Here is a 12,304-nt window from a genome sequence, read left to right as displayed (position 1 = left end):
AGGCATTTCGTCTATTTCACCACAAAGGTGGTATCACTCAGAAGGCGATCGCCCAACAACATCTGAACTTTCCACGTCCCAACCGGTGCAGCTGAGCCAATGGTGTGACGGCAGATTGTATTCCAAACCGGCGTTGTGATTTCTTTAGTTTGGTAGCGATTTTGATGAACAATCTGCCCATTGGGATCCATCCAGTTGCAAGACAGGGAGAGTTTTTGGCCCACCGGTGCATCCGATAGCGTCACCCGGTAAACCACTTCACCGCTGGTTTGTCGTAATACGGTGCTGAGGTCGCCACCATCATCTTGGACCAGAGTAATGCGATCGCGTTCCGCCGTGACTCGAGTCAGCAACTGCTGTTGAGACTGGGTAAACACCGTCACCCCCAACAGGAGCAAGGCGATCAAACCGATGACACTACCAATAATCCAGCGGCGTCGCCGCTGCTGCTCTACTAACGCCTCGCGTCGGTGCAGCTGTAAAATCGCTTCTTCTAATAGCTCTGGTGGCAAATTCAATTCTTGCAGAATGCCCTTCACCTGCTCTGCATCCAATTCTGCCTGTTGTCGCTCAGACAAGCGCTGCACTTCTGCGACAACTTGTTCGAGTTGTACCTGAGTTAATCGCTGTTTCATACCTAGAAGCTCTCTCAGAAATCGCGCTCAACCTTGCCACTTACTACTGTACGAAAACTCCTTTTTAATGCACAAGGCTGATGGAACTCACCAAATTGAGGACAAAAGCTTGCAAAGGTTTAGGGGACCATGGGGCTTTGCCTGAAATTTCCCAAGCTTTTATCTAGTGAGCACAATGATTTGACTCATGCTCAAGCGCTTGGCTTTCTGAGACACGTCTTAAACACTCTCTAAAGACCATTGACTCAACCGTTTCTCACGATTGAAATCTGAAAAATAACAACTCTAAAATGCGAGCCGGACTCACAAAAGCGCTTTTAATCAGGCTCTATTTTGAGAAAACCTGTATCTTGTATTAGAAGCTTTTGGAAAATTTGATCGGCGATCGCCCAATGGCTATTGCGGCCTAGAATATAGAAGCCGCGCGAGATTGCCGCTATCTTAAGGGCTATGGGCCATTCAAGGTTCAGGCGAATTTGCGGAGATCGAGATGGAACTGTTATCCAACACCCTCGCCCTATCGCGAATGCAATTCGCGCTAACGGCAATTTTTCACATGCTGTGGCCCGTGCTGAGTACCGGCATGGCGATCTATCTAGTCATTATCGAAGGCCTCTGGCTCAAGACCCAAAACCCGGACTACTACCGCCATGCGCGGTTTTGGGCCAAGCTCTACGTGCTTAATTTTGGCGTGGGCGTTGCCTCTGGGCTGCCCATGGAGTTTCAGTTTGGCACTAACTGGGCTCCCTTCTCCGAAGCGGTTGGCGACTTTTTTGGCAGTATTCTTGGCTTTGAGGGAGCCATGGCCTTCATGCTGGAGGCAGGGTTTCTGGGGATTATGCTGTTTGGCTGGGGCCGCGTGCATCCCGTCATTCACTATTTTTCGACCATCATGGTGGCCTTTGGGGCCAACCTCTCCACCTTCTGGATTTTGGCGGCCAACTCCTGGATGCAAACCCCCGCTGGCGGTGAGATGGTGAATGGGAAGTTCGTGGTCTCTGACTATTTCCAGGCGATTTTGAATCCCTTTATGCTCAACAGCGTGCTGCATATGTTTTTTGCCACGCTGGAGACTTCGCTGTTTGTGATTGGCGGCATCAGCGCGTGGTATATCCTAAACGATCGCCATTCGGCCTTTTTTGCCAAATCTCTCAAAATTGTCCTGGCCGCTGCGATCGCCGTTGCGCCGCTCCAGATCTATATCGGTCACCTCAGCGGCGAACAGGTCGCCCGCTATCAGCCCACCAAGCTCGCCGCCATGGAGGCGAAGTGGGAGACCAGCCTCGCCGGAGAAACCGCAGACTGGAGCTTGATCGCCCTGCCCAATCAGGGTGAGCAGCGCAACGACTGGGAGATCAGCATTCCCCAGGCCCTCGGCTATATCTTGGAGTTCAAGCCGACTCTCTCCCACGATGTGCCGGGCCTGCGCGCCTTCCAGCCCGAAGAGCAGCCCCGGATGATTCCGCTAATTTATTACGCCTTCCGGATCATGATCGCCATTGGCTTTTTCTTCGCAGCGCTGATGGGCGTCAGCGTGGTGCAGTGGCTGCGCGGCAAGCTCGCGCCGGAGGCGATCGCCCGCCAAAAGTGGCTCCTGCGCGGCTGGATCTTGGCCGCGCCCCTGGGGTATATCGCCGTGGAGTCTGGCTGGATCGTGCGCTGCGTTGGCCGTCAGCCGTGGACCGTCTATGGCCAGATTCGCACCGTGGACGCTGTCTCCAACCTGCCTGCCTCCACCGTCCTGGGATCTCTGACGAGTTTTGCAGTCATCTATAGCGTTCTGTTTGTCTCCACGCTCTACTTTGGTAGCCGCATCCTGCGCAAGGGGCCAAACCTCACCCTGCCGGTGCCGGGCCTCGAAGATCAGCCCGCCGTGGAGACCGCGCCGGCGACCCACGAGCCCGATCACCGACCCCTCGAAGCGCAGCAATAGGAGACTGTATGGACGCCCTTTTACACTTTTTGCCCCAGGTTTGGTTCGTCATTCTGGCGCTCTTTCTGCTGCTCTACGTCATGCTAGATGGCTTTGACCTAGGCGTGGGCATTCTCTCTCTCACGGCCTCCTCTGAGGAGCGCCGCAGCATTTTGATGACCAGTCTTGGCAATGTGTGGGACGCCAACGAGACGTGGCTGGTGCTGATGGGCGGGGCGCTGTTTGGGGCTTTTCCTTTGGCCTACGCCACCATTCTCCACGCCCTCTATGTGCCCATTTGGGTGATGATTTTTGGTCTGATTTTTCGGGCCGTCGCCTTCGAGTTTCGAGAGCACGCCCGCCGCAAATACTTCTGGAATGTGGCCTTTGGGGCAGGCAGCTTTTTGGCGGCCTTGGGCCAGGGATTTGCCTTGGGCTCTGTGATTGCCGGTATCCCCGTAGATGCCGAAGGCCACTTTGTGGGGGGGACCTGGGACTGGCTGACCTTGCAGAGTTTCTTGGTTGCTCTCACTTTGATCCAGGGCTATGTCTTGATTGGCTCGACCTATCTCATTTTGAAAACGGAAGGAGAGCTCCAAAAGACCCACTACCGAACCGCGAAGATCGCGGCCTGGACCACCTTGGTGGGGGCAATTTTCATCACGATCACGACGCCGATTTTCTATGAAAGCGCGCGATCGCGCCTGTTTCAGGAGCCCCTTGTCTATCTCTTTGCCGCCATTCCTGTTTTGGGAATCTTCCTGGTTGGTCTCCTGTTGCGCAGCCTCAGCCGAGCAGAAGAGAGAACGCCCTTTGTCTGGACGATTTTGATCTTTTTGCTCACCTTCATTGGTCTTGGAATGATTGTGTTTCCCTACATCATTCCGCCGTCGGTGACCATTTACCAGGCAGCGGCAGCCCCTAGCGCGCTGGTCTTCATGATCATTTTCATCGGCTTTCTCATCCCGATCATGTTGTTCTACAACATCTATAACTACATTGTCTTCCGAGGCAAAGTGACGGGAGAAGTCTATGGTGGCGAATAGACGGCTGACTGCACGCTGAATACGTTAGCTGCTCCCGCTAAAAGCTGTCCAAAATCTAAAATTTTCCATGGCGCGCTGGAATGAGATATCCATTCCAGCGCTTTTGTAGCAAAATGACAGTGCCAAGCACCGGAGGGCTATCCCCATGATTTATCGGATTTTGGGCGTTTTGTCCCTGATGGCTGGACTCTCGCTGATTCTGCGATCGCTCGAAATCTGGCAAGAGCGGCCCCCTGAAGAGCCGCTTCTTTTTATCGGTGGCACGATCGCCCTGGTCGGTCTCTGCGCTCTGATGGCGATCGCCTGTCTCTTTCCCCGCACCCATCCGGTGACTCTGCGCGGCATTGGCGCGATAGGCCTGATCGGCAGCCTGTTTTTTGTTTGGGAACAAGGGCGCGATCGCCAATTTCTGGCCCTGCTGCCCGCCCTTTTCTTTTGGCTACCGGGCTCCCTCTATCTCATTCGTCGAGGAAAGCTCCAATAAACCAAGCGAGCATCCCAGGAATTTGCCGAAAACTTATCCTTAAATTGGCTCAAATTCTAAAATAGGAATACTTTGTAAATATCCAAATGTAAATATTCAAGAAGCTATTTTCCAACTTCAAAGTTTTTTCATTTCAGCGATCTAGCGTGAGAATAAGCCAACAAAAAGGCCGGCTCTCGTCCGCTTCTACTCGTTAGCCTTGCCAAATCCTATGTCTCCTACCGATCGGCCCAGCACTTTACGCAACATGCTCCAAAAATGCCCCACCGGCATTCAAGGGTTGGACGAAATCACCAACGGCGGCCTGCCCAAAGGTCGTCCCACCCTGATTTGTGGTGCTGCTGGGTGTGGCAAAACCCTCTTGAGCATGGAATTTTTGGTGCGGGGCGCTACCCAGTATGGCGAACCTGGTGTCTTTCTATCTTTTGAGGAGACCTCGGAGGAGCTGACTCAAAACGTCGCCTCCCTGGGCTGGGATCTAGAGCAGCTCATTGCCGATAAGCTTATTGGTTTAGATTATCTCTATATTGATCCAGCAGATATCCACGAAACGGGCGACTATGATTTAGAGGGACTCTTTATTCGTCTCAATAGCGCCATCGATAGTGTTGGAGCCAAGCGCGTTGTTCTCGATACGGTCGAGGTTCTTTTCGCTGGCCTGTCCAATGCCTCCATTGTCCGGGCGGAGCTGCGCCGCCTGTTTCGCTGGCTCAAGACCAAGGGCGTCACGGCTGTCATCACCGGTGAGCGAGGCGAAAATAGTCTCACTCGCCAGGGCCTCGAAGAGTATGTTTCTGACTGCGTGATTCGCCTCGATCAGCGCATTCACGAGGAGCTCTCGACGCGCCGTCTACAGATTCTGAAATATCGAGGATCTCACCACGGCAGCAATGAGTATCCTTTTTTGATCGAAGAGAACGGCATTTCTGTCTTACCCATTACGTCGATCGGCCTCAATCACCCGATTTCCAGCGATCGCGTTTCTACAGGGATTTCTCGCCTCGATGCCATGCTGGGCGGACAGGGCTATTTTCGAGGCAGCAGTATTTTGATCACGGGAATGGCCGGCACGGGCAAAAGTACCCTCGCTGCCTCCTTTGCCGCGTCGGTCTGCGATCGCGGCGAGCGGTGTCTCTATATCGCCTTTGAAGAAGCCCCCCAGCAAATCCTGCGCAACATGCGCTCGATAGGTCTGGATCTAGAACCCTATCTCCGCCAGGGCAATCTCGATATCCAGGCCATCCGCCCCACGGCCCACGGCCTCGAGCTGCATTTGGTGCAGATTCATCGCTGGCTTACGACCTTTCGGCCTCACAGCGTCGTCATCGACCCCATCAGTAACCTGACCCTGACCGGCAGCACTCTGCAAGCCAAAGCTTTTTTCATGCGGCTGATCGACTATCTCAAGTCCCAGCAGATCACCACGGTGATGACGAACCTGATCACTGGCGGCAGTCCCCTCGAATCCACCGAGATCGGCATCTCCTCGCTGATGGATACCTGGCTAGAGGTTCGGATCATGGAGAGTAACGGTGAGCGAAATCGAATCTTGCAGGTGATCAAGTCCCGAGGGATGGAGCACTCCAATCAAGTCCGGGAGTTTCGCCTGAGCAGTCAGGGCGTTGACCTGATCGATGTCTATCTGGGACAAGGGACGGTCCTGACGGGCTCGGCTCGCCTGCAACAGGAGGCCGCTGACCAGCGAGCTCACCTCCAGCAGCAGCAGCAGATCGCCCGCCGCCGCCGCGAAATCGAGCAGCAGCGGCACCTCCTCCAGTCCCAGATCGAGGCCCTCCAGCAGCAGATGGAGGCTGAGACTCAGGAGCTGAACTATCTATGCCAGGCTGACGATGCGGAAAAGGCGGGTTTGCTGCGGGAGCAGGAGATCATCGCTAAGTTTCGCTGGGCTGATTGAGGGGGCGATCGCCCCTAGGTCGAGTCGCTTTGGCGGCTGATCAGGCTCGAGGCACCGTAGCTTTGGCGATCGCCTGCGAGCGCCCCCAGCAGATGCAGGAGATTGTCAGCCGCATAGCCAATTTCTGGAGCGGACTTTCCCTGCAGATCCGCCAGTAGCGCCTCCAGGGTGAGCCGGAGGCGCTCCGGTGGTCCCAGGCGAGCCAGCAAGTAGTACAGCAGCGGCTGCACGATGTGAATTCTTTGGGTTTCCCGCAGGGCCTCTTGGGCCTGGGCCTTGATTAGCGCATGCTGACAAAACAGTTGCAGATCGCGGCGGGTGATCTCTTCGGTCACGCGCTCAATGAAGCGATGCAGGACGTACTCCATGACCACCGGCTGCTGGGTAAAGCGATCGCCGCTTTTTTCGATCAGCGATCGCCGCTGGAGCGAAGCCAGGGACTCCAGCGCCTCCAGGGGTGGCAGCGGCATCGCCAGATTGGCCTGGAGCGTCTGGAAAGAAACCGACTCCCCGTTGAGGGCTAGCCAGTACATGATTTCCTGCTCGAGGGGCGTCAGGCGCCCAAACTGACGCTCTAGCAGCTCGCGAATATCGTCGAAAATAAACGGCCCCTGGCGCAAAAACTCCAAAAACTGCGCAATATCGCTGCCAAAGAAATCTCGCACTGCCGAAGCCACGATCTTGAGGGCCAGGGGATTGCCGCCGTAGCGCCGAATCAGCAGGCTCCAATCCTCATTGGTTGCCGAAAAGGTCCCTTTCGTGCGAAAAATCTCCCGTCCCTCTGCCTCCAGCAGCCCCGACAGCAAAAAACAGCGCACCGGCAGCGTGTGCCCCTCGAAGGTGGCCAAGCCCTTGGGCCGCTCCCGCGACGTAAACAGCACGCAGCTCTGGTGGGCGGTGTCTGCCACGTAGCGCAAAAGCTGGCCGTAGCCCTCATAGCCCGGTCGGTAGCGCCCCGTGCGATCGCCCTCCTGCAAGATCGACTCCAGATTGTCCAGCACGATCAGGCAGCGGCGGTTTTGCAAATGCTCCATCAGCGCCAGGATCTTGCCGTCGAGGTGGTTCGGCAGATCGCCCTCTGCCCCATAGCCAAAGAACTGCCCAAAATCTGCCAGCATCTCCTCCAGCATCGGCGCGTTGCGCAGGCTGCGCCACATCACCCGCTCGAAGTCTCCGCCCATACGGCGTCCCAGTTTCGCCGCCAGGGCCGTCTTGCCGATGCCGCCCATGTCCAGGAGCGCCACCAGGCGGCACCGCTCCTTGACGATCCATGACTCCAGGCGAGCCAGCTCCTCGGCCCGACCATAGAAAACGCCGGTGTCTGGGGCGTCGCCCCAGCTTTGCCAGGATCCTTCTTGGAGCGGCAAGTCTGTGATGCTGACGGCGTCCGCGATGGACAAGGGAGCGATCGCCTGCGGATCCGCCACCATTTGCCAGTTCACCTCGACTGCCTGACAAATCGCAATGAAGGTTTCTCGCCGGATCGGCCGACAAGCCCAAAATCGGTTGAGGGTTGCGCGAGAAGTCAAAGCGCGATCGCACCAAATTCCCGCAGTTTTATTCCACTGTCTTAGGCGTCTGGCCTGATCTACCAGCCTCAGACCTGCTTGAGATGCCCAAATTGAATCCGCCATGCCACCTTATATGTTCAGATATTCATTGATACGCCGCTAGGGGGCAGCAGGCTCTGAATGACTCAACTAATGTCTGCTAGAGGCCCGATCGCTGATCGAAACTATTGATAATTTGACGAGTACCGATGCCCGGTTCGTCATTTGTTTGACCAAAAGTAAAAATATTACAAGAGTGTTGAGACGCAAAAGTTAGAAATTGTCTTTTTTGATACTGAAATTTCTGTAAAATCTGGCAATTTTCCCTGAAAACCTGAATTTTGTTCCCCAATCCATTAGTCTTCTCCAAGCCGCACATATCTCAAACCTCTGACTTTCCCTCGTTTTTGAGGAGTTGACAACGCTGGAGCGCCAAGGTTTAAGAAAGCACAACTCACTATCCCCCAAGCATCACAATTTTACTGGCTCTGGAGGAGAGGTATAAATTTTGCAACAATACTCAGTCTCACTATCTAAGACAGGAGAATTTAATGCTGTTCAAGAAGGTTTATGGGTTCTAGTTGCAATAGGAGTTTAGTCGCGATATTGCCGATTTCCTTCAGGAAAAGACTGATTTTTCCATACGAGGCACCATTTCTACCCCGGGATTTTAAGTTTTATCGGCTCTCAGTATTGTCTTCGTTGAAGTGGATTGAGAAGCAACAATGGTTCGGCTGATCGGCACGCACAGAGGCGTGCTGGTCAGGGGGTCTCGGATCACGCGACTGTCAAGATCGAAGACCGCTTTGATCACGGCCTCAGTGATGACTTCCCCAGGCGTCCCCTGGGCGATCACGGCTCCTTGGCGGAGGGCCACCAGGTGGTGGCTGTAGCGACCGGCCAAGTTGAGGTCGTGCAACACCATCACAATGGTGCGCTGGGCCTGGTAGTTGAGGTCGTAGAGCAGATCGAGGACTTCGATCTGGTGGGCTAGATCCAGGTAGGTGGTGGGCTCGTCCAGCAGCAAAATTTCGGTGTCCTGAGCCAGGGCCATGGCGATCCAGGCGCGCTGGCGCTGGCCGCCGGAGAGGGTGTCGAGGGGGCGGTTGGCGAAGTCCTGGAGGTGGGTGGTGGTGATCGCCGCTTCGACTTTTTGCTCATCCTCGGCGGACCACTGCTGGAGCCAGCCTTGGTGGGGATAGCGGCCCTGGGCCACCAGCTCTCGCACCGTCAGACCTTCGGGGGCCGCCGGGCTCTGGGGCAGGATGCCCAGCCGTTTGGCCAGAGCTTTGGCCGGTAGCTGGGCGATCGCCCGTCCCTCCAGGTACACCGCGCCTGCCTGGGGCCGCAGCAGGCGGGCGAGCCCGCGCAGCAGGGTTGACTTGCCGCAGCCGTTGGGGCCGACCAGGGTGGTGATCTGCTGACGCGGAATCGTCAGGTCCAGCCCCCGCACGATCACCGCGCCGTCGTAGGCCAGGGTGAGCTGGTGAGCTGCCAAAGCTGAAGGAGCATCAGAGTCAAACATGGGAGGGGTTATGCGTTGCGATTGCGATAGAGCAGATAGAGAAAGTAAGGCGCGCCCACCACGGCAGTCACTACGCCGCAGGGCAGCTCCAGAGGCGCAAAGACCAGCCGGCCCAGGAGATCCGCCAGCGTCACCATGCAGCCCCCCACCAGCGCCGCCGTCGGCAATAGCCCTTCGTGGGAGGGGCCGACCAGCTGGCGGCTCAGGTGAGGCGCCATCAGCCCAACGAAGCTGACATTCCCGGCGATCGCCACGCTCGCTCCCGCCAGGGCCACGGCGCACAGCAACAGCAGCGATCGCTGCCGCTCCACCGCAATGCCCAAACTCTGGGCCACCTCGTCCCCCAGATGCAGCGTGTTCAGGTCGCGGGCCAGCAGCAGCGCCATCGCTCCTGCCCCCAAGAGCCAGGGCACCAGCGGCCCCACGTGCTGCCAGCTCCGGCCGTAGACGCTGCCCGTCAGCCACACCAGGGCCTGCCCCACTACGTTGATTTCGCCGAAGGTCACCAGGACATTGGTCAGGGCGCCCAGGAGGGCCGTCAGGCCAATCCCCATCAGGATCAGGCGCAGGGGCGAACTGCCGCGATTCCAGGCCAGGGCGTAGATGGCGATCGCTGCCGCCAGACCCCCGCCAAAGGCCGCCATGGGCAAGCCCACCAGAGACATCGAGGGAAACAGCACCAGGAGCAGCAGCGCCCCCAACCCCGCCCCAGCATTAATGCCAATAATTTCGGGGGCGGCCAGGGGGTTGCGGGTCAGCCCCTGAATAATCGTGCCGGCGATCGCCAGCCCCATTCCCACCAGGGCCGCCACCAGCGCCCGCGGCAGCCGCAAATCCAGGACCACAAAGGCGTGATTGGGGTCGGCGGCGGGCAGGCCCAGCAGCGTTGCCAGCACCGCCCCCAGGGGAATCGGGTACTCGCCCTGACTGACGTGGAGGCCCACCAGGAAAACCAAAAGCAGGCCCAAGCCTCCCAACACCCAGGGCGTCGGGCGACTGACCCGAAACGACACCCCCAAGGGCCGAAGCCGAACCGAGAGCCAAGGTTTGGTCAACGTCATCGTTTTACGTGGGATCGAGCAAGGTAGAGAAAGCAAGGCGCGCCCACTAGGGCGGTCATGATGCCGACGGGCAGCTCCTGGGGCTGCAAAAGCAAACGGGCCGCAATGTCGGCCACCAGCAGCAAAATCCCGCCCGCCAAAAGGGTGTAGGGCACAATCCAGCGGTAGTCGACCCCCACCCAAAAGCGCACCCCGTGGGGCACCACCAGGCCCACAAAGGCGATCGGACCGGCCACCGCCACAGCGCTACCGGCCAGCAGCACCACCGCCAGGGCGGCTCCGGCTTTGATCCAGGCAGTGGGCAGGCCTAAGCCTTGGGCGACGTCTTCGCCCAGGGCTAGCAGGGTGAGCGATCGCCCCAACAGAAGCGCCAACAGCACTCCCACCCCCCAGTAGGGCAGCACCAGCTTTAGGGCCGCCAGATCCGCCCCCGCCAGCGACCCCGCCAGCCAAAAGCGAATTTCATCGAGGGTCTGCTGACTCACCAGCAGCACCCCCGTCGTCAGCGACCCCAGCAGGTACGACAGCGCCGCCCCGGCAATAATCAGCTTCATGGGGGTCAGGCCGCTGCGGCCCAGGGAGCCGAGCCAGTACACCGCCGCCGCCGCGATCGCCGCCCCCGCCAGCGCAAAGCCCACCGAGCGGGTGCCGCCGCCGTAGAGCGCCAGCACCATGGCCAGGGCCGCTCCCACCTCTACCCCCAGCAAGTCGGGGGCCGCCAGGGGATTGCGGGTCAGCCCCTGGGTTAGGGCACCCGCCACCGCTAGGGCCGACCCCACCGCGATCGCCAGCAGCGATCGCGGCAGGCGGACCGTCCGGATGATCAGATGCTCCGTCGATCCATCAAAGGCCACCAGCGATCGCCACACCGTCTCCAGCGGGACGTCCGCCGACCCCAGAGTCACGCTGAGCCAAAAGCACACGCCCAGCAGCGCAGCCCCTACCGGCAGCCCCAGCCACAGACGCCGGGCAGAGCCCAAGAGTCCAGTGCGATTCATCGCTGCTCGTCGGGGGCTGGGGGCTTGGTAGCAATGCCCAGAGTCGCCCCCTCGATGGTCCGCAGCTCATCCATCACCGCGATCACCTGGCCATGGCTCACCGCCTCATCGGCGCTGATCACGATGACCGACTCTTGCACCTTGGCCATCTCCTGCTGGACATCGGCCTTGAGGGCCTCCAGGGACGTGGGGCGGCGGTTCAGGGCGATTTGGCCCTCTGGATCCACCGACACTGTGATCTTGGTGCGCTGCTGCATCTGGGCCGTAGCCGCCTTGGGCAAATTCACCGGCAGCGACTCAGAGCGGGTCAAAAACAGGCTGGAAATGATGAAAAAGGTCAAAATCGCGAAGATGACATCGATCATCGGCACGATATTGAGTTCAAACTCCTCTTCTGGTTCTTCAGGGAGATACATAGCTAGCCTCCTTGCCCTGTTGCAGCCGCTCATAGTGAGACTCATAGAGAATCTCCAGCTGACCGCCGTACTCCTGGATCAGCGACACCTGACGTCGATACAGACCGCGAAACAGGTTGGCAAACATCAGCGTGAAGATCGCCACCACCAGCCCCGCCGCCGTCGATACCAGGGCTTCGCTGATGCCCCCGGTGACCATCGAGGAGTTGGTGCCTACGTCGCCGAGCCGGAGCGCGTCAAAGGACGTAATCAGGCCCAAGACGGTGCCGAGCAGACCCAGCAGGGGCGAGGTGCTGATAATCGTCGCAAAAACCGTGCTAAAGCGCTTGAGATGGGGTAATTCTGCCTGTATCGCGCTCATCAGCGCGAGGTGAAACTGCTTCGGGCTCGCGCCGTCGATTTCCAGAGCTTCCAGGAAAATGCGGGCGATCGGCAAATGGACATTTTGGCGCAGCCGGGGAAACACATCCGTCGGGCTCTGGCGATAGATCCGCAGGATCTCCCGCATGAAAGGGCGTTGACGCTGGTTTAGGCGAAACCAAAAAAACAGGCGCTCCCCAATCAGGGCGATCGCCACAATCGAAAACGCTAGCAGCGGCCACATGACGATGCCGCCTGCCGCAAAAATACTTCCCATGATCTACAACTCACGCTAAACGGGCAGCTCAGGACCGCTGTTCTGTCTGGCTGTCTCTGTAGTCGCCAGCCTCTCAGCCCCAAGCACAAATAACCAAAAACAAATGACAATTACTCTCAAAACGA

General features: G+C 58.0%; 11 protein-coding genes. 4 read left to right on the top strand and 7 right to left on the bottom strand.

The features are described from left to right. Window positions 1–11: 11 nt before the first annotated feature. Window positions 12–635, bottom strand: coding sequence for a hypothetical protein (locus tag GEI7407_RS08860; RefSeq protein ID WP_015171806.1), 624 nt, complete (start codon window positions 633–635; stop codon window positions 12–14). A 490-nt stretch (window positions 636–1,125) separates the two neighbouring features. On the opposite strand from GEI7407_RS08860, the gene GEI7407_RS08855 reads away from it, so the two are divergent. The 4 genes from GEI7407_RS08855 (at window position 1,126) to kaiC (ending at window position 5,992) form a co-directional block, all read left to right on the top strand. Next, window positions 1,126–2,568, top strand: a complete 1,443-nt coding sequence (locus GEI7407_RS08855) for a cytochrome ubiquinol oxidase subunit I (protein WP_015171805.1) — start codon at window positions 1,126–1,128, stop codon at window positions 2,566–2,568. Between the two features lie 8 nt (window positions 2,569–2,576). Then, window positions 2,577–3,593 (top strand): cytochrome d ubiquinol oxidase subunit II, encoded by a 1,017-nt coding sequence (cydB, locus tag GEI7407_RS08850; protein WP_015171804.1) that lies wholly within the window; start codon window positions 2,577–2,579, stop codon window positions 3,591–3,593. Between the two features lie 145 nt (window positions 3,594–3,738). Next, window positions 3,739–4,077, top strand: coding sequence for a hypothetical protein (locus GEI7407_RS08845; protein ID WP_015171803.1), 339 nt, complete (start codon window positions 3,739–3,741; stop codon window positions 4,075–4,077). Between the two features lie 211 nt (window positions 4,078–4,288). Continuing rightward, complete coding sequence (kaiC, locus tag GEI7407_RS08840; protein WP_015171802.1) at window positions 4,289–5,992, top strand: circadian clock protein KaiC; 1,704 nt, start codon at window positions 4,289–4,291, stop codon at window positions 5,990–5,992. Window positions 5,993–6,006: 14 nt separating this feature from the next. Here kaiC and GEI7407_RS08835 read toward each other — a convergent pair whose 3' ends face one another. The 6 genes from GEI7407_RS08835 to GEI7407_RS08810 all read right to left on the bottom strand — a co-directional run bounded on the left by GEI7407_RS08835 (window position 6,007) and on the right by GEI7407_RS08810 (window position 12,179). Continuing rightward, the gene (locus GEI7407_RS08835; protein ID WP_051030719.1) at window positions 6,007–7,521 is read right to left on the bottom strand and encodes an NB-ARC domain-containing protein; all 1,515 of its coding nucleotides are present in this window, start codon (window positions 7,519–7,521) and stop codon (window positions 6,007–6,009) included. 691 nt (window positions 7,522–8,212) lie between these two features. Beyond that, the gene (locus GEI7407_RS08830) at window positions 8,213–9,067 is read right to left on the bottom strand and encodes an ABC transporter ATP-binding protein (protein ID WP_015171799.1); all 855 of its coding nucleotides are present in this window, start codon (window positions 9,065–9,067) and stop codon (window positions 8,213–8,215) included. 8 nt (window positions 9,068–9,075) lie between these two features. Next, complete coding sequence (locus GEI7407_RS08825; protein WP_015171798.1) at window positions 9,076–10,128, bottom strand: iron ABC transporter permease; 1,053 nt, start codon at window positions 10,126–10,128, stop codon at window positions 9,076–9,078. Further along, window positions 10,125–11,126: an iron ABC transporter permease gene (locus GEI7407_RS08820; protein WP_015171797.1), complete on the bottom strand. Its 1,002-nt coding sequence runs from the start codon at window positions 11,124–11,126 to the stop codon at window positions 10,125–10,127. The genes GEI7407_RS08825 and GEI7407_RS08820 overlap by 4 nt, the downstream gene beginning before the upstream one ends. Then, complete coding sequence (locus GEI7407_RS08815; RefSeq protein WP_015171796.1) at window positions 11,123–11,542, bottom strand: biopolymer transporter ExbD; 420 nt, start codon at window positions 11,540–11,542, stop codon at window positions 11,123–11,125. Before GEI7407_RS08815 ends, GEI7407_RS08820 begins: the two co-directional genes overlap by 4 nt. Further along, complete coding sequence (locus tag GEI7407_RS08810; protein ID WP_015171795.1) at window positions 11,529–12,179, bottom strand: MotA/TolQ/ExbB proton channel family protein; 651 nt, start codon at window positions 12,177–12,179, stop codon at window positions 11,529–11,531. The genes GEI7407_RS08815 and GEI7407_RS08810 overlap by 14 nt, the downstream gene beginning before the upstream one ends. Window positions 12,180–12,304 lie beyond the last annotated feature (125 nt).

Source organism: Geitlerinema sp. PCC 7407, from assembly GCF_000317045.1.
In the GTDB taxonomy this organism is placed as follows: domain Bacteria; phylum Cyanobacteriota; class Cyanobacteriia; order PCC-7407; family PCC-7407; genus PCC-7407.
Note: the sequence above shows the minus strand (reverse complement) of the source record. Positions and strands in the feature narration are given on the sequence as shown.

Coding starts and splice junctions, on each gene's coding strand:
- GEI7407_RS08860 (WP_015171806.1), bottom strand. CDS start 635: ATGAAACAGCGATTAACTCAGGTACAACTCGAACAAGTTGTCGCAGAA.
- GEI7407_RS08855 (WP_015171805.1), top strand. CDS start 1,126: ATGGAACTGTTATCCAACACCCTCGCCCTATCGCGAATGCAATTCGCG.
- cydB (WP_015171804.1), top strand. CDS start 2,577: ATGGACGCCCTTTTACACTTTTTGCCCCAGGTTTGGTTCGTCATTCTG.
- GEI7407_RS08845 (WP_015171803.1), top strand. CDS start 3,739: ATGATTTATCGGATTTTGGGCGTTTTGTCCCTGATGGCTGGACTCTCG.
- kaiC (WP_015171802.1), top strand. CDS start 4,289: ATGTCTCCTACCGATCGGCCCAGCACTTTACGCAACATGCTCCAAAAA.
- GEI7407_RS08830 (WP_015171799.1), bottom strand. CDS start 9,067: ATGTTTGACTCTGATGCTCCTTCAGCTTTGGCAGCTCACCAGCTCACC.
- GEI7407_RS08825 (WP_015171798.1), bottom strand. CDS start 10,128: ATGACGTTGACCAAACCTTGGCTCTCGGTTCGGCTTCGGCCCTTGGGG.
- GEI7407_RS08820 (WP_015171797.1), bottom strand. CDS start 11,126: ATGAATCGCACTGGACTCTTGGGCTCTGCCCGGCGTCTGTGGCTGGGG.
- GEI7407_RS08815 (WP_015171796.1), bottom strand. CDS start 11,542: ATGTATCTCCCTGAAGAACCAGAAGAGGAGTTTGAACTCAATATCGTG.
- GEI7407_RS08810 (WP_015171795.1), bottom strand. CDS start 12,179: ATGGGAAGTATTTTTGCGGCAGGCGGCATCGTCATGTGGCCGCTGCTA.